The organism is Pseudarthrobacter sp. SORGH_AS 212 (assembly GCF_030818145.1).
In the GTDB taxonomy this organism is placed as follows: Bacteria; Actinomycetota; Actinomycetes; order Actinomycetales; family Micrococcaceae; genus Arthrobacter.
The window spans coordinates 871,975-888,373 of sequence record NZ_JAUTAA010000001.1; the positions used below are offsets into that span (position 1 = coordinate 871,975).

Sequence of the window (16,399 nt, forward strand, 5' to 3'; positions counted from 1 at the left end):
CAGCTCATCGCTGCTCACCAACCCGGCCCGGCATCATCCGGACACCGGCACGGCGGCGAATTGGGACAACGAGGACGGCCACGTTCAATCACCGGGCCTGTTTCCCTCCCCGCAGCGGCCCGGTTCCGGGCCCTGCCCTCCAGTCACAGCCGTTCCACGTACCCACGGGTCCGACGGTGCATTCCAGGAACGAAGGCCAAGCGCCATGACCACCACCATCCACACCTCTCCCGTGCGCGCTGATGCAGCACTCACGCTCAGCGGGGTTCTCGCATCCGCACTCCCGCACGACCTGCACACGGCACAGGGCCCAACCCGCTACACGGTCCCGGCAGTGTTCTCCCGGCGGCCTCAGCCACGGGAAATCGACCTCCTGCGCGGAAGCGGTGTGCGGCAGGAGCTCGCGGACGCGGGCTACAGCCACATTGACCTCTCCGTCTCCGACCGCCGGCTCCTGATCGGCAACACCAACCTTGCGGAGCTCAAATCGGGCCTGGCTCATTTGGTGGGAAACATCCTGGCCGGTGTGTCCGCCCAAGCCTCCAAGGAACGCCAGGACCGGACCGAGGAGTTGGATGCCCTGGGCATGGTCGAGGAACAGCGCCTCGAGTTCCTCCGCCAGGCTGCCGCCGAAATCCACTTCGACTGAATTTTCTCCCCAGGCATCCAACCCGAAAGGCACTCCATGACAGATTCGCCCCTCCGAGACCAGTGGCACCGGCTTCCCTCGACAGTGACCGACTGGCTGTTCGACAACCCAGGCTGCGTGATCATTCCACGGACTCTGTCCGCGGAGATCAGCGCGGCCCTGGATCAACCACTCACCTGGGACGTCCACGGGGAAACCAGCCTCAGCGAGGAAGACGTGGAATTCATCCGTATGAAGGCACACGAAAACAGCGACGGGAAGCCGGACACCGGTTACACGTTCTTCGACTCGGTGCAGCCCTGACGTTGTGAAAGGCAGCCGGCGCCTCGGCGTCGGCTGCCCGGACACCTGGTGCACTTGGCCCAACAACGGAGTTGGGCGGTCAAATGGTGGCGAGGGCTCCATGGGCGCTCTCCACCAGGACATGCGTTCCTGCCTGGACGTGCACCACTTCACCGTCAATCTGGCACGGCGCAGCGTCCCGCATGGTGAACGCATACGTGCTGACGCTCGGCTGCCGCCCCAGTCCCAGCGTGACCGCGCGGAGTGTCATCAGCGCCATCTTCCACCGCCCGGCGTGTGGCAGCGTCACCACTTCGAAACGCCCGTCATCCGGCTGATCGGACTCACTGACCGTTCCGTACTTCGCCATCCGGGAAATGTTGGCCAGGATCAGGCTGTCGAACCGGGCGGTGGCCCCGTCCGCGCGGACCAGTTCAAAAGGCATGAGCTTGGACAACGTCCGCGCCACGGAGACGAGTTCCAGGAACTTCCCCTTTCCGCCCTTTTCGATCCCCACCGCCATCAGCGGCGTGAGCCCGAACCCCACGTAGGAGTGGGCGTACCGGACCTCCTCGCGGTCTCCGTCCCGGAACGTGATCCGGAGCAGGTCGATGCGGCGGACGCTCGACTCCCGGATCGCCTGCGTAAGCGACTGATCCGGCAGGCTTCGGTGATGATCGTTGGCGTTACCCGCCGGCTGCACGGCACACACCGCTTTGCTGCCGGCGACGTCCATGACGCCGTTTACCACCTCGTTGTACCCGCCGTCACCGCTGACGGACACCATCAGCGGCGTGCCCCACCCTGCTTCGGCCCGAGCGAGCTCGCGGGCGTGCCCGGCATGAGCGGTGGGCAGCGCACTGATGGGAAGCGACGGAAAATCCCGCTTGAGACTGCTTTGAAGGGTTTCAATCCTGGCGCCCATGCCGGGCTTCCCGGGATTGAAGATGAGGACCACGCGGTCAAAAGCCACGGCAGGCGCCGGATCCTCAGTCATAGCGTGACCAGCCCTTCCGTCGTGGTGCACATGTGGCTCCAGCCTAGTTGGCTGTTCCCGTATGTGTGGGGGGTGGTGGTTAAAGTGGTAAGGCCCTGACGTTGTGTCAGGGCCCTACTCAATGTTTGTCCGGCGGTGTCCTACTCTCCCACACCCTCCCGGGTGCAGTACCATCGGCGCTGTGGGTCTTAGCTTCCGGGTTCGGAATGGGACCGGGCGTTTCCCCCACGCTATGACCGCCGTAACCCTTCTACCCGTCACCAACCCCTTTTAGGGGGTGGTGTGGGAAATCTGTGGTTACAACATGTGGTGTTGTATTCAGTTGTTTTGGTTCCGGCCAGCAACGTGTTGGGTTGTTGGTTGGGAACCACATAGTGGACGCAAGCAGAGTTATGTATTTTCTGTGTGGTGTAAGTTGTTGGCCTATTAGTACCGGTCAGCTTCACGAGTCGTTAGTCCTCGCTTCCACATCCGGCCTATCAACCCAGTGGTCTGGCTGGGGGCCTCTCACACAATAAAGTGTATGGAAATCTCATCTCGAAGCGAGCTTCCCGCTTAGATGCTTTCAGCGGTTATCCCATCCGAACGTAGCTAATCAGCGGTGCACTTGGCAGTACAACTGACACACCAGAGGTTCGTCCGTCCCGGTCCTCTCGTACTAAGGACAGCCCTTCTCAAATTTCCTGCGCGCGCAGCGGATAGGGACCGAACTGTCTCACGACGTTCTAAACCCAGCTCGCGTACCGCTTTAATGGGCGAACAGCCCAACCCTTGGGACCTACTCCAGCCCCAGGATGCGACGAGCCGACATCGAGGTGCCAAACCATGCCGTCGATATGGACTCTTGGGCAAGATCAGCCTGTTATCCCCGAGGTACCTTTTATCCGTTGAGCGACGGCCATTCCACAATGTACCGCCGGATCACTAGTCCCGACTTTCGTCCCTGCTCGAGATGTCTCTCTCACAGTCAAGCTCCCTTGTGCACTTACACTCGACACCTGATTGCCAACCAGGCTGAGGGAACCTTTGGGCGCCTCCGTTACTTTTTAGGAGGCAACCGCCCCAGTTAAACTACCCATCAGGCACTGTCCCTGACCCGGATTACGGGCCGAAGTTAGATGTCCAAAGTGACCAGAGTGGTATTTCAACGATGACTCCACCCGAACTGGCGTCCGGGCTTCAACGTCTCCCACCTATCCTACACAAGCCACTCCGAACACCAATACCAAACTATAGTAAAGGTCTCGGGGTCTTTCCGTCCTGCTGCGCGTAACGAGCATCTTTACTCGTACTGCAATTTCGCCGAGTTTATGGTTGAGACAGCGGGGAAGTCGTTACTCCATTCGTGCAGGTCGGAACTTACCCGACAAGGAATTTCGCTACCTTAGGATGGTTATAGTTACCACCGCCGTTTACTGGGGCTTAAATTCTCAGCTTCGCCCTTACAGGCTAACCGGTCCTCTTAACCTTCCAGCACCGGGCAGGAGTCAGTCCGTATACATCGTCTTGCGACTTCGCACGGACCTGTGTTTTTAGTAAACAGTCGCTTCCCCCTGGTCTCTGCGGCCCCGATCCCCTCCGGACAGCAAGTGTCCATCAAGGTTGGGGCCCCCCTTCTCCCGAAGTTACGGGGGCATTTTGCCGAGTTCCTTAACCATAATTCTCTCGATCGCCTTAGTATTCTCTACCTGATCACCTGTGTCGGTTTGGGGTACGGGCGGCTAAAACCTCGCGTCGATGCTTTTCTCGGCAGCATAGGATCACCAAATCCCCCCAAACGGGGGTCCCATCAGATCTCAGGCATCATGAGTGGCGGATTTGCCTACCACTCGCCCTACATCCTTAGACCGGGACAACCATCGCCCGGCTCGGCTACCTTCCTGCGTCACACCTGTTAATACGCTTGCCTCCCAGGATCAGGTCCTGCGCTCCACCAAAACCCTCACACCACAAGGGTGATCGGGCAGGTCTCGGGCAGTTAGTATCCCCTGTTCAACATGGGCGGTTTTTCGCCGGTACGGGAATATCAACCCGTTGTCCATCGACTACGCCTGTCGGCCTCGCCTTAGGTCCCGACTTACCCAGGGCAGATTAGCTTGACCCTGGAACCCTTGATCATTCGGCGGACGGGTTTCTCACCCGTCTTTCGCTACTCATGCCTGCATTCTCACTCGTGTAGGCTCCACCGCTGGTTTCCACCGCGACTTCACTGCCCACACGACGCTCCCCTACCCATCCAAACGCCTGAACCACAAGGGCTTAGCTAATATTTGAATGCCACAACTTCGGCGGTGTACTTGAGCCCCGCTACATTGTCGGCGCGGAATCACTTGACCAGTGAGCTATTACGCACTCTTTTAAGGATGGCTGCTTCTAAGCCAACCTCCTGGTTGTCTTCGCAACTCCACATCCTTTCCCACTTAGCACACGCTTAGGGGCCTTAGTTGGTGGTCTGGGCTGTTTCCCTCTCGACTATGAAGCTTATCCCCCACAGTCTCACTGCTACGCTCTCACTTACCGGCATTCGGAGTTTGGCTGACGTCAGTAACCTTGTAGGGCCCATTAGCCATCCAGTAGCTCTACCTCCGATAAGAAACACGCAACGCTGCACCTAAATGCATTTCGGGGAGAACCAGCTATCACGAAGTTTGATTGGCCTTTCACCCCTACCCACAGCTCATCCCCTCCATTTTCAACTGAAGTGGGTTCGGTCCTCCACGACGTCTTACCGTCGCTTCAACCTGGCCATGGGTAGATCACTTCGCTTCGGGTCTAGATCACGCCACTCAAACGCCCTATTCAGACTCGCTTTCGCTACGGCTGCCCCACACGGGTTAACCTCGCGACGTAACACTAACTCGCAGGCTCATTCTTCAAAAGGCACGCCGTCACAACTACAAGGTTGCTCCGACGGATTGTAAGCACACGGTTTCAGGTACTGTTTCACTCCCCTCCCGGGGTACTTTTCACCTTTCCCTCACGGTACTGGTCCGCTATCGGTCATTAGGGAGTATTTAGGCTTATCAGGTGGTCCTGACAGATTCGCACGGGATTTCTCGGGCCCCGTACTACTTGGGATACATCAACAAGGCGGTGCAACGCATTACAGTTACGGGACTAACACCCTCTCTGGCCGGCCTTTCAAGACCGTTCACCTATACGCACACCCACACCCCGTCAGCCCGGCAGAACTGACACGTAATGTCCCACAACCCCGACCATGCAACGCCCGCCGGCTATCACACATGGAACGGTTTAGCCTGATCCGCGTTCGCTCGCCACTACTAACGGAATCACTATTGTTTTCTCTTCCTGCGGGTACTGAGATGTTTCACTTCCCCGCGTTCCCTCCACGCACCCTATGTGTTCAGATGCGGGTCACCAGGTAACTCGCGCTCCTGGCGGGGTTTCCCCATTCGGACACCCTGGGATCACAGTCCGGTTATCGACTCCCCCAGGCTTATCGCAGATTCCTACGTCCTTCTTCGGCTCCTAATGCCAAGGCATCCACCGTGTGCTCTTAAAAACTTGACCACAAAGATCAAAACATTTTCGAGAGAACCACAGAAACCGACCCGCACACCCAAAGGCGCACGAACCAGATCCAGGTTCATATTCTTGGAAATTGCTTCTTATACAAGATGCTCGCGTCCACTATGTAGTTCTCAAACAACAACCCCACACCACACACCCCACACACAACCCCCCAAAAGGGATCACCATGCATGATCGGTGCAGCAGGGAAACCAGAAACAAAGTACCGACAAGAACCCCAAGGGCCCTCCCCGGTCCTGTTGCCTCAGGACCCAACAGTGTGCCAAACACTACCCAGCAGACCAGACCACCGAACGTTCCAGGACCAACTCCGAAGAGATCAGTCCGTACTAGCAAACGGTCCGTGCCACCAGGCACCTATTTGTTGATATTCCACCCTTGAGCACCCGCCACGAAACATTCGTCCGTGCAACGGGCATTCTCCTGACAACCCCCACCACCGGACATACATCCAGGACAGAAAGCTGTAGGTGCTCCTTAGAAAGGAGGTGATCCAGCCGCACCTTCCGGTACGGCTACCTTGTTACGACTTAGTCCCAATCGCCAGTCCCACCTTCGACGGCTCCCCCCCACAAGGGGTTAGGCCACCGGCTTCGGGTGTTACCAACTTTCGTGACTTGACGGGCGGTGTGTACAAGGCCCGGGAACGTATTCACCGCAGCGTTGCTGATCTGCGATTACTAGCGACTCCGACTTCATGGGGTCGAGTTGCAGACCCCAATCCGAACTGAGACCGGCTTTTTGGGATTAGCTCCACCTCACAGTATCGCAACCCTTTGTACCGGCCATTGTAGCATGCGTGAAGCCCAAGACATAAGGGGCATGATGATTTGACGTCGTCCCCACCTTCCTCCGAGTTGACCCCGGCAGTCTCCTATGAGTCCCCACCATCACGTGCTGGCAACATAGAACGAGGGTTGCGCTCGTTGCGGGACTTAACCCAACATCTCACGACACGAGCTGACGACAACCATGCACCACCTGTAAACCGACCACAAGTGGGGCACCTGTTTCCAGGCGTTTCCGGTTCATGTCAAGCCTTGGTAAGGTTCTTCGCGTTGCATCGAATTAATCCGCATGCTCCGCCGCTTGTGCGGGCCCCCGTCAATTCCTTTGAGTTTTAGCCTTGCGGCCGTACTCCCCAGGCGGGGCACTTAATGCGTTAGCTACGGCGCGGAAAACGTGGAATGTCCCCCACACCTAGTGCCCAACGTTTACGGCATGGACTACCAGGGTATCTAATCCTGTTCGCTCCCCATGCTTTCGCTCCTCAGCGTCAGTTAATGCCCAGAGACCTGCCTTCGCCATCGGTGTTCCTCCTGATATCTGCGCATTTCACCGCTACACCAGGAATTCCAGTCTCCCCTACATCACTCTAGTCTGCCCGTACCCACCGCAGATCCGGAGTTGAGCCCCGGACTTTCACGGCAGACGCGACAAACCGCCTACGAGCTCTTTACGCCCAATAATTCCGGATAACGCTTGCGCCCTACGTATTACCGCGGCTGCTGGCACGTAGTTAGCCGGCGCTTCTTCTGCAGGTACCGTCACTTACGCTTCTTCCCTACTGAAAGAGGTTTACAACCCGAAGGCCGTCATCCCTCACGCGGCGTCGCTGCATCAGGCTTGCGCCCATTGTGCAATATTCCCCACTGCTGCCTCCCGTAGGAGTCTGGGCCGTGTCTCAGTCCCAGTGTGGCCGGTCACCCTCTCAGGCCGGCTACCCGTCGTCGCCTTGGTAGGCCATTACCCCACCAACAAGCTGATAGGCCGCGAGTCCATCCAAAACCGCAAAAGCTTTCCACCAACCACCATGCGATGATCAGTCATATCCGGTATTAGACCCAGTTTCCCAGGCTTATCCCAGAGTCAAGGGCAGGTTACTCACGTGTTACTCACCCGTTCGCCACTAATCCCCCCACAAGTGAGGTTCATCGTTCGACTTGCATGTGTTAAGCACGCCGCCAGCGTTCATCCTGAGCCAGGATCAAACTCTCCGTTGAAGTAAAACAGACACACCCACCAACCCCGGAAATAACGGGACAAAATGGATGCACAAAATTTGAAACCAGCCAAAAACACCATGCCAACCACGGGGTGGCGGCACAGCAAATTCAACCAATTCAATACAATAAATTGGTATCAACAAACTTGGCACACTATTGAGTTCTCAAACAACAGACACACCCGGCACCACCCAAACATTCCGTTCAGGATCGCTCCGGAGCAACTTTCCAAACTTACCCGACCACCCGGCCCGATGCAAATCCATGTTTCAGGACTTGAAGCGGAAGATGACCGCTCCCACCAGTTTTCAGCGCCCTGAAGAGCAACTAAATCTTGGTCTTGGTTTTTGGGAGTTTGGCCGCCCGCGGTTACCAGCTCTTCGCTGTCTCCCTCGCGGCGACTTAGAAAACAATACAGGCCCACCAAGCCCACCGCAAATCCACCCCCAGGAAGGCCTGCGGCCCCCGGAACCCGTGCAATTGCAGGGATTCCAGGGGCCATTGGCACTCTCCAACCTCTTTATCGGCCGGAACTGCCCGCTATGCAGTGGGTCACACCAGCTACTTGGGTCCCCGGGCGGTAGAGCTCAGGTCGTCGTCGGACTGCTGATCCGCTTCCCGCTGGTCCTTGGAGGCAGCGGCCACCGTGCCGCCCTCCACCGTGTGCCGGTCGTTCCTGTCGCCATCGCCGCGGGTCTTCATGAGGCTGGCAACAGTGGCTACAGCAATGGTGGCGCCGATGAACACCAGCGAGAACCAGATGGGAATCTCAGGGACCCACAGGAGCGGCTGGCCGCCGTTGATGAAGGACAGCTCGTTGACGTGCAGTGCGTGGAAGACCAGCTTCACGCCGATGAAGGCGAGGATGACTGCCAGGCCCTGGGCCAGGTACACCAGGCGTTCCAGCAGCCCGCCGATCAGGAAGAACAGCTGGCGCAGGCCCATCAGGGCGAACGCGTTGGCGGTGAAGACGATGTACGCCTCGTTGGTCAGCCCGTAAATGGCGGGAATGGAGTCAACGGCGAAGATCAGGTCGACGAAACCGATGGCAATGATGGTCAGCATCATGGGCGTGAAGAAGCGGGTGCCGCCCTTCTTCACGGTGAGCTTGTCCCCGTGGTACTCGTCCGTGACGGGCAGGACGCGGCGCACCAGTTGCATGAACTTGCCGTCGGCCGGGTTGGACTCGTGGCTGCCAAACGCCTGCTTGTAGGCCAGGAACAGCAGCAGCGCGCCGAAGATGTAGAAGATCCAGGAGAAGTTCTCGATGAGGCCTGCGCCGATGGCGATGAAACCACCGCGCAGGATCAGCGCGATGACGATGCCGATCATCAGCACCTTCTGCTGGTACTTCTTGGGGACAGCGAACCCGCTCATCACGATGAGGAAGACGAACAGGTTGTCGATCGAGAGGGCCTTCTCGGTGAGATAGCCGGCGAAGTATTCACCGCCGAAGTTCCAGCCGGAGACCATGCCGATACCCACGCCGAACAGCAGCGCCAGTCCGATGTAGAACGCGGACCAGCGCGCCGATTCACCGATGGACGGTTCATGGGGTTTGCGCACATGCGCGAAGAATTCGTAAACGAAGAACAGGACGGTCACAGCAAGGGTGATGATCCAGATCAGTGGTGTTACCTGCAATTGGGTACTCCAAGGGGTTGGCGCTGACAGATACGCCAAGGTCTCCTCCGCCCGGTTGAACCGGAGCCGATGGCCCGGAATGCTTCAATGCATCCGTATTGACGGGCCTATCACAGACGGGAGTACTCCCCTTGATGAGTGAATTCTAACTCATCGAGGGGAGTACTTTTCAAGTGCCGCCGTCGACCGGGGTAACCGGAGGGAAAGCCTACTTCAGCTTCGGCACCAGGACGGGGGTGTTCTTCTTGTATTCCTCGTAGTCGGCTTGCCCGCCCCATTTCTTGTCCGCTTTCTTCTCCAGGGGCGGCACGCCGCTGCCCTTGGTCAGTAGCAGGGCAACAAACACCGGGGAGATCAGCGCCGCCCACTGCCAGCCCTGGAGCACGGGCAGGGCGATGATCGCCACGCCCACCCACAGCGTGATCTCGCCGAAGTAGTTCGGGTGGCGGGACTTGGACCACAGCCCGGTGCTGATAAAGCGGCCCTTGTTGGCGGGGTCATCCTTGAACCGGTTCTTTTGGACGTCTGCGGCGGTCTCGATGGACATGCCCGCGAGCCACACCAGCAGGCCCACCCAGAAGAACCAGTCCAGGCCTACCTTTTTGTCAGACGTGATGGCCACCCACGCGAGCGCCGCGGTAAGTACCACCCACAGGCCTTGGATGGTCCACGTGTTCAGGAAACGGAAGAAGTCGGGCTTGAGCTCGTCGAAGCGGTCATCCTTGCCGTGCTTGCTGATCCGCAGGAAGAGGAAGCTGCCAAGCCGCCCGGCCCACAGCACCACCATGGCCGCCAGCAGCATGCCGCGGGCGTCCACGCCGGGGGACGCCAGCACCAGGAACACCGTGATGGAGATGTATGTCAAGGCCCCGGTGAGATCGTAGAACTTCTCCGTCTGCGCCTTGTAGGACGGGATGAACACCAGCCACTGGATCACGAAGGCAATGGCAACCCCCAGGCCGAACACCGGGAACCCGCCGATCGTGGACCCGCCTTGGCTGCCGGCAAGGGCGATGAGCGCCGCCACCACCACGGCAATAATTGTGCTGATGAGGGCCTTGCGGCTCTTTTCGTTCACGGACAGATTCCTTTCCCCTGGTCCACCGCGCGCTTCTGCGCGGCCGGTCCCAACCACTCCTGCTAGTCTTTCATGTATTCAAATTAATTTGATCACTAGATAACCATAAATACTATCAGCGCAGCGGAGGAGGAACCGTGAACCTGCCGTATCACCCCGCCGCCGTAGCGCTGCAGGCGCTGTTCGACCTCGCTACCCAGACCGAGCGGGAGGTGGCTCGACGGCTGGAACTGAACCTCACCGATTACCGCGCCCTCTCAGCGCTCAGCCATTCCGGGCCGGTCACCGTGGGCAAGCTTGCCGAAACCCTGGGGGCCACGGCTGCCACCACCACTGCAATCGTCAGCCGGCTGGAAGCGCACGGCTACGCCGAACGGCTCCGGTCGGACGAGGACCGTCGCCACGTGCATGTCAGCGCCACCCCCGCCGCCACCAAGGACGTCATGGACCTCATGCGGCCTCTGATGGCGTCCACCAACCAGCACATCGAGGCCCTGCCCCGCATGCGACAGGACGCCGTCAGCGACTTCCTCAGTGTCGCGATGCACCTCATGCAGGACCATCTGCACTACCTTTCCGAGAAAGAAACCCCATGAAAGAGTTCACCTCGCCGCCGCTGGCCGACCTGTCCGAACATCGGAACGCCACTGACCTGCTGATGCACCGCTTCCGTACCTCCCCGGACCACGTCGCCTTCGAGGTCCGCGCCAGCGGCGCTCCTGTGAGCGATTCCTGGCAGCAGGTGACCACCGGGCAGTTCGTCAAGGAAGTCCGGGCGCTGGCCAAGGGGCTGATCGCCGCCGGACTGCGGCCCGGCGACGCGATGGCCATCATGTCCCCCACCCGCTATGAGTGGGCGGTGGCGGACATGGCAGCCTGGTTCGCCGCCGCCGTCGTGGTCCCCATCTACGAAACGTCCGCCCAGCCTCAAGTGACCGCCGTCTTGGAGGACGCCGCCGTCCGTCTGGCCATCGCCGGCACCGCCGCACACGCCGCCCTGCTGGACCACGGCTTCGCCGAAAGCGGCTCTGCACACTTGGGTGTTTGGACCATGGACGCCCGTCCGGGCGCCGATCTGGCAGCCCTTGTCCAGCGCGGCTCGGACGTGCCGGACAGCGACGTGGAGGAACGACGGCTGCTGCATGACCTCGACTCCGTGGCCACCATCGTCTACACCTCCGGCACCACCGCGGCCCCCAAAGGCGCCCTGATCACGCACCGCAACTTCGTGGGCCAGATCCTCAACGTCGGTGCCGCCTACACCAGCGTGGTCCGCGAGGGCGGCAACACCATCATCTTCCTGCCCATGGCGCACGTCCTGGCCCGCGGCCTGCAACTGATCTGCCTGGCCAACGGCATGCGCATCGCACATCTCTCCGACCCCCGCGATGTGGTCCCCGCTCTCGGTGCGCTTAAGCCCACGTTCCTGGTGGTGGTCCCCCGCGTCCTGCAGAAAATCCAGGCTTCCGCTGCTGCGGCCGCGGCGCAGAAGCACCTGGGCGGGGTGTGGGCCATGGCACAGGGCACCGCAGTGGAGTGGGGCAGGTTCATGGAAGCACACGACGCCGACGCTTCCCTCCGTGCCCCGCTTGGGCTGCGTGCGCGGCGGGGTCTGTTCGACCGGCTTTTCTACGCCCGCCTTCGCGCGCTGGTGGGCGGACGGCTGGACTGCCTGCTCTCCGGCGCCGGCGCACTGGACGCGGACCTGTCCCTCTTCTTCCGCGGCCTGGGCCTGCCGGTCATCGAAGGCTACGGGCTGACGGAGACCACCGCCCCGCTGACCGGCAACCTGCCCGGCGCAATCCGCTCCGGGTCCGTGGGTGTGCCGATGCCCGGTACCACCGTGCGGATCTCGGACGAGGGCGAAGTGCTGGCCCGCGGCATAGGTGTCTTCTCCGGGTACCGACGGTCAGCCGACAGTGCCGACGCCTTCGTTGACGGATTCTTCCGGACCGGTGACTTGGGCGAGCTGGACACCCAGGGCCGGCTCACACTCAGGGGCAGGATCAAGGATGTGATTGTCACCGCCGGCGGCAAGACCGTGACGCCTTCCATTTGGGAGGGCTACGTCGAGGGCGATCCCCTGGTGGCCCATGCCGTGATGGTGGGAGAGGGTAAGCCATACCTCGGCGGGCTGGTTCTCCTGGACCCCGAAACCGTGGCGGCCTGGGCCGAACGGGAGGGCATATCCGACATCGCCGGGCTGCGCATTCCCGACGACGGCGGCGCCGTCGAAATTGACGACGCCCGGCTGCTCACCGCGGTGGAGAAAGTGGTCAGCGCCGCAAACGCCCGGCTCGCTCGGTCAGAACAGGTGCGCAGGTTCGTGCTGCTGCTCGCTGACCTGAACGAGAACCACGGCATGGTCACCCCCACCATGAAACTCAAACGATCCGTCTTCACCGAACGCGCCCGCCACTTCGTGGAAAACCTTTACACCGACACAAGGAGTCCAGCATGAACCACCGCACCAAAAACTGGCTGACCGCCTACATCGTCGCAGCCCTCATCTTCGCGGTGCTGGACGTGGTGTGGATCCTGGGGGTGGCGAATCCGCTGTACCAGTCGGCCATCGGCGGAATCCTCGCGGACAAGACCAACTTCGTGGCTGCCGTCCTGTTCTACGTCATCTTCGTGGCCGGGATGGTCCACTATGGGGTCCGGCCCAACAGCCCCGACGCGACCATCCGGCAGCGGGTCACCGGGGCGGCGCTGTTCGGGTTCTTCACCTACGCCACCTGGGCGCTCACCGGGCTCGCCGTCCTCAAGGACTTCACAGCACTGGTGGCCGTGACGGACATCCTCTGGGGCGCCGCGGCCTGCAGTCTGGTCACGTGGCTGACCTCGGTGATCCTACGACGGCGGCTGGCGGCCCGGGTGCCCTGACGCACCTTCGCTTCGACGCACCTTCGTCCGGGGCCGGCGTCACGCACGGCATACTTTTGGCCTCCCGCAGACGGCGGAACCAGGAAATACCAAGGCTCCGCCGTCGTGCGTCATCTCAAAGCATGCTCTGCGTGACACCGGCGCATACTGGAAACCTCCCGTGTCCCCGGACCAGCGAAAGGCGACCGCATGCCCGCACGCTTCTTCCCCGCCGAACCGTCCCGGCTGCACCTGGTGCTCATGCTGATGCTGACGTTTTCCACGGGGGTGATCGATGCGGTGGGCTATCTGGGCCTGGACCGCGTCTTCACCGCGAACATGACCGGCAACGTGGTGATCCTGGGCATGGCGCTGATGGGCGGCGACAATCTACCCGTGCTTGGGCCGGTGGTGGCGCTGGCCGGCTTCATGGCGGGTGCGTTGGTTTCCGGCCGCACCCTTCGCCTCACCACATCCGGCTGGTCGCACCGCACCAGCGCGCTGCTGGTGGGCGTCGGAACGGTGATGGCCGCCGTGGCCGTAGCCCTGCTCAGCGGTGTGACCCCGCGGAACAACGAGCCGCTGACGGTCGCGATCACCGGCGTCCTGGCAGTGTCCATGGGGGTTCAGGCCGCCACCGCACGGCACCTCAACGTCAAGGACGTGTCCACAGTGGTGGTCACCTCCACCATCACCGGATTGGCCGCCGATTCACGGCTCGGCGCCGGCACCCACCCGTTTTGGGGCCGCCGGCTCGCCGCCGTGGGGCTCATCATGGCCGGCGCAGCACTGGGCACCGGGCTCCTGCAGGTCCACATGGGCCTCGGTGTGCTGATGACCGCGCTGCTCACGCTGTTCGTGGCGCTGGTGGGCCGGTCCTCCCTGACCCGCCGGGATGCGGCAGCGCCGGCACCTGTTGCGGGACCGGCGTCGTAAGTGGCTGATCCGGCTCACGCTGCGGGACGAAGGCGCCGGCCGGCATCGCGTACGCGGACGACTCAGCCGAACAGGGCGGCCACCCGCGTGAGGGTTTCGTAGACGCCGTAAGCCAGCGGCACCCCCACCAGGGCCCAGCCCAAGGCGAGCTTGCCGGTGGCGGTGTTGACGGCCACTGTGTTGTCCGGTGCCGAGGGATTGTTGTTGGGCACGTTGCTCATCTCAGGCCTCCATGGCGGGTTCGTGCGGGCGGTCCCTGTCCAGGCGGGGTTCGTGGAATCGTGCACTGACGGGTTTGACCAGCAGGTTCGCCACAAACCCGACCACCAGCAGCGCCACCATGGTCAGCAACGCGGGCTGGTAGGACGCCGCGGTCAGCTGGCCGGGCTTGCCCTGGGCATCGAGGAAGGCGTTGACGATCAGCGGGCCCGCGACACCGGCGGCGGACCAGGCAGTCAGCAGCCGCCCGTGGATGGCGCCCACCTGGAAGGTGCCGAAGAGGTCGCGCAGGTAGGCGGGCACGGTGGCGAAACCGCCGCCGTAGAACGAGATGATGAGGAACGCCAGCGCCACGTACAGGATGGTGGTGCTGGATCCGGCCAGCGCCAGCACCGTGTACAGCAGTGCCCCGACGCCCAGGTACAGCATGTAGATGCGCTTGCGGCCGGTGATGTCCGAGGTGGCACTCCAGGCGAACCGGCCCGCCATGTTGCCGATGGACAGCAGCCCCACGAAGCCCGCGGCGACGGCGGCACTGACCAGGGACGCGCCGTCTGGCCCCCTGAAGAAGTCCTGGATCATGGGGGCCGCCTGTTCCAGGATGCCGATGCCGGCCGTGACGTTGCAGAACAGTGCCACCCACACCAGCCAGAACTGCGGGGTTTTCACGGCGTTCTTGGCGGAGACGTTCTCGGTGGTCACCAGCTTGGCGGCCTTGACCTTGGCGGGGTCGAAGCCGGCGGGCCGCCAGCCGTCCGCGGGGACCTTGATGGTGAAGGCGCCGAACAGCATGTACACGAGGTAGACGACGGCGAGGGTCAGGAAGAGCTTGCCCACGGCATCGCCGCTGGCCACCCAGCCCTGCGTGCCGGAGTTGGGATCGTACGCCTTGAGCAGCGCTGTGGATACCGGGCTGGCGATGAGCGCGCCGCCGCCGAAGCCCATGATGGCCATGCCGGTGGCCAGGCCGGGCCGGTCCGGGAACCACTTGATCAGCGTGGACACCGGCGAGATGTACCCGATGCCCAGGCCAATGCCGCCCACCACGCCGTAGCCCAGGTAGACGAGCCACAGGTGGTGCGTGAAGATGCCCAGCGAGCCGATGAGGAAGCCGCCCACCCAGAACATGGACGACGTGAACATCGCCTTCCGCGGGCCGTTCCGGTCCACCCATGTACCCATGATCGCGGCGGACAGGCCCAGCATCACGATGGCGATGGAGAAGACCAGGCCGATCTCGGTGAGGCTGGCGCCGAAATGCTTGACCAGCGCCGTCTTGTACACGCTGGTGGCGTACGCCTGGCCGATGCAGAGGTGGACGGCGAGCGCCGCCGGCGGCACCAGCCAGCGGTTGAAACCCGCCGGCGCGATGGTTCTTTCACGGTCCAGGAAGCCCATGGATGATTTCCCCTGCTCAAGTAGACGTCAGTGTCCGGCAGTCCAGAGGCTCACGGCCCTACCCTCGGACCTTTTGGCGCCTCGATACGCCTCCGGCCATCCTGCGCCAAATGATCAGTAAACGTATGATTCCTGCGGTGAGTGGTGGGAGATTCACGGTGAGCGGCGCTCCCCCGCCTTTGGGCTAACGGGCACCGGGGGTGCCCGCGCCGCCTTCCCGGGTGCCGCGGGCCAGGTCGATCCAGTACCGCATGAAGTGCCCGCCGTCGTCATCCGGCCGGACGTCCTCCAACTTGCCCCCGCACCGCTCGATGGTCCGTGCCGAGGCAGCATTGCCGTCGTCGCAGGTCAGCAGGACCCGGTCCGGCTCGCCGCGTTCAGCCAGGCGGGTGCACAGTTCGCGCAGCGCCCAGGTTGCAGCACCCTCGCCGCGGCGGGCCGGGCGGACGCCGTAGCCGATGTGCCCGCCCGAGTTCAGCAGCGCCGGCGTGAGGTAGTGGCGGAAAGCGATGGACCCCACATACCGGGAGCCCTCGGTGATCCACCAGTAGGTGCACGGGACAATCCCGCCTGTCCCGTCCGCCTGTTCGGCATTCGCCAGCTTGTTCACCCAGGCTTCGAACCCGGCCGGGCTGCTGACGTCATCCCCCGCGAACAGGCCGGCACCGTCCTGGTGGGCGCCGGCCCATTCGCGGTGCGACTCGAGGAAGGAACGGTAGAAGGAAACATCCGGGGAGGCCAGTTCAAACATGTCCACGACCCTATCCCGC

Annotated in this window: 12 protein-coding genes and 3 rRNA genes; 6 read left to right on the plus strand and 9 right to left on the minus strand. The window is 61.9% G+C overall.

Annotated elements, in window-relative coordinates; translation table 11 throughout:
• Positions 1–205: 205 nt before the first annotated feature.
• Together QE394_RS03845 and QE394_RS03850 are read left to right on the plus strand one after the other, a co-directional pair.
• Positions 206–649, plus strand: coding sequence for a hypothetical protein (locus tag QE394_RS03845; protein WP_056078505.1), 444 nt, complete (start codon positions 206–208; stop codon positions 647–649).
• A 36-nt stretch (positions 650–685) separates the two neighbouring features.
• On the plus strand, positions 686–952 hold the full coding sequence (locus tag QE394_RS03850; protein WP_261621168.1) for a hypothetical protein: 267 nt from the start codon (positions 686–688) through the stop codon (positions 950–952).
• Between the two features lie 79 nt (positions 953–1,031).
• Here QE394_RS03850 and QE394_RS03855 read toward each other — a convergent pair whose 3' ends face one another.
• The 6 genes from QE394_RS03855 to QE394_RS03880 all read right to left on the minus strand — a co-directional run bounded on the left by QE394_RS03855 (position 1,032) and on the right by QE394_RS03880 (position 10,211).
• Positions 1,032–1,928, minus strand: coding sequence for a diacylglycerol kinase family protein (locus tag QE394_RS03855; RefSeq protein ID WP_349033781.1), 897 nt, complete (start codon positions 1,926–1,928; stop codon positions 1,032–1,034).
• Positions 1,929–2,055: 127 nt separating this feature from the next.
• A 5S ribosomal RNA gene (rrf, locus tag QE394_RS03860) occupies positions 2,056–2,172 on the minus strand.
• A gap of 161 nt (positions 2,173–2,333) precedes the next feature.
• Positions 2,334–5,462, minus strand: a 23S ribosomal RNA gene (locus QE394_RS03865).
• Positions 5,463–5,964: 502 nt separating this feature from the next.
• A 16S ribosomal RNA gene (locus tag QE394_RS03870) occupies positions 5,965–7,486 on the minus strand.
• The 16S, 23S and 5S rRNA genes sit together here, the layout of an rRNA operon.
• Positions 7,487–8,050: 564 nt before the next feature.
• Positions 8,051–9,133, minus strand: coding sequence for a TerC family protein (locus QE394_RS03875; protein ID WP_349033782.1), 1,083 nt, complete (start codon positions 9,131–9,133; stop codon positions 8,051–8,053).
• Between the two features lie 208 nt (positions 9,134–9,341).
• Positions 9,342–10,211: a DUF1295 domain-containing protein gene (locus QE394_RS03880; protein ID WP_268158898.1), complete on the minus strand. Its 870-nt coding sequence runs from the start codon at positions 10,209–10,211 to the stop codon at positions 9,342–9,344.
• 137 nt (positions 10,212–10,348) lie between these two features.
• Here QE394_RS03880 and QE394_RS03885 point away from each other — a divergent pair, with 137 nt between their 5' ends.
• From QE394_RS03885 to QE394_RS03900, 4 genes are all read left to right on the plus strand, one after another.
• The gene (locus QE394_RS03885) at positions 10,349–10,807 is read left to right on the plus strand and encodes a MarR family transcriptional regulator (RefSeq protein ID WP_349033783.1); all 459 of its coding nucleotides are present in this window, start codon (positions 10,349–10,351) and stop codon (positions 10,805–10,807) included.
• Entirely contained in the window at positions 10,804–12,672 is a 1,869-nt protein-coding gene (locus QE394_RS03890) for an AMP-dependent synthetase/ligase (protein WP_268158902.1), read from the plus strand. Before QE394_RS03885 ends, QE394_RS03890 begins: the two co-directional genes overlap by 4 nt.
• Positions 12,669–13,097 (plus strand): DUF2177 family protein, encoded by a 429-nt coding sequence (locus QE394_RS03895; RefSeq protein ID WP_349033784.1) that lies wholly within the window; start codon positions 12,669–12,671, stop codon positions 13,095–13,097. Before QE394_RS03890 ends, QE394_RS03895 begins: the two co-directional genes overlap by 4 nt.
• 189 nt (positions 13,098–13,286) lie before the next feature.
• Positions 13,287–14,012, plus strand: coding sequence for a YoaK family protein (locus QE394_RS03900; protein ID WP_056084169.1), 726 nt, complete (start codon positions 13,287–13,289; stop codon positions 14,010–14,012).
• 62 nt (positions 14,013–14,074) lie between these two features.
• Here the strand turns inward: QE394_RS03900 and QE394_RS03905 are convergent, their stop codons facing one another.
• The 3 genes from QE394_RS03905 to QE394_RS03915 all read right to left on the minus strand — a co-directional run bounded on the left by QE394_RS03905 (position 14,075) and on the right by QE394_RS03915 (position 16,380).
• Positions 14,075–14,233, minus strand: a complete 159-nt coding sequence (locus QE394_RS03905; RefSeq protein WP_200937920.1) for a hypothetical protein — start codon at positions 14,231–14,233, stop codon at positions 14,075–14,077.
• Position 14,234: 1 nt separating this feature from the next.
• Entirely contained in the window at positions 14,235–15,629 is a 1,395-nt protein-coding gene (locus QE394_RS03910) for an OFA family MFS transporter (RefSeq protein WP_349033785.1), read from the minus strand.
• 184 nt (positions 15,630–15,813) lie between these two features.
• Positions 15,814–16,380 (minus strand): GNAT family N-acetyltransferase, encoded by a 567-nt coding sequence (locus QE394_RS03915; protein ID WP_349033786.1) that lies wholly within the window; start codon positions 16,378–16,380, stop codon positions 15,814–15,816.
• Positions 16,381–16,399: the final 19 nt, after the last annotated feature.

Bases quoted from the DNA above. Each gene is read 5' to 3' on its own strand.
- QE394_RS03845 (WP_056078505.1), top strand. From the start codon at position 206: ATGACCACCACCATCCACACCTCTCCCGTGCGCGCTGATGCAGCACTC.
- QE394_RS03850 (WP_261621168.1), top strand. From the start codon at position 686: ATGACAGATTCGCCCCTCCGAGACCAGTGGCACCGGCTTCCCTCGACA.
- QE394_RS03855 (WP_349033781.1), bottom strand. From the start codon at position 1,928: ATGACTGAGGATCCGGCGCCTGCCGTGGCTTTTGACCGCGTGGTCCTC.
- QE394_RS03890 (WP_268158902.1), top strand. From the start codon at position 10,804: ATGAAAGAGTTCACCTCGCCGCCGCTGGCCGACCTGTCCGAACATCGG.
- QE394_RS03895 (WP_349033784.1), top strand. From the start codon at position 12,669: ATGAACCACCGCACCAAAAACTGGCTGACCGCCTACATCGTCGCAGCC.
- QE394_RS03900 (WP_056084169.1), top strand. From the start codon at position 13,287: ATGCCCGCACGCTTCTTCCCCGCCGAACCGTCCCGGCTGCACCTGGTG.
- QE394_RS03905 (WP_200937920.1), bottom strand. From the start codon at position 14,233: ATGAGCAACGTGCCCAACAACAATCCCTCGGCACCGGACAACACAGTG.
- QE394_RS03910 (WP_349033785.1), bottom strand. From the start codon at position 15,629: ATGGGCTTCCTGGACCGTGAAAGAACCATCGCGCCGGCGGGTTTCAAC.
- QE394_RS03915 (WP_349033786.1), bottom strand. From the start codon at position 16,380: ATGTTTGAACTGGCCTCCCCGGATGTTTCCTTCTACCGTTCCTTCCTC.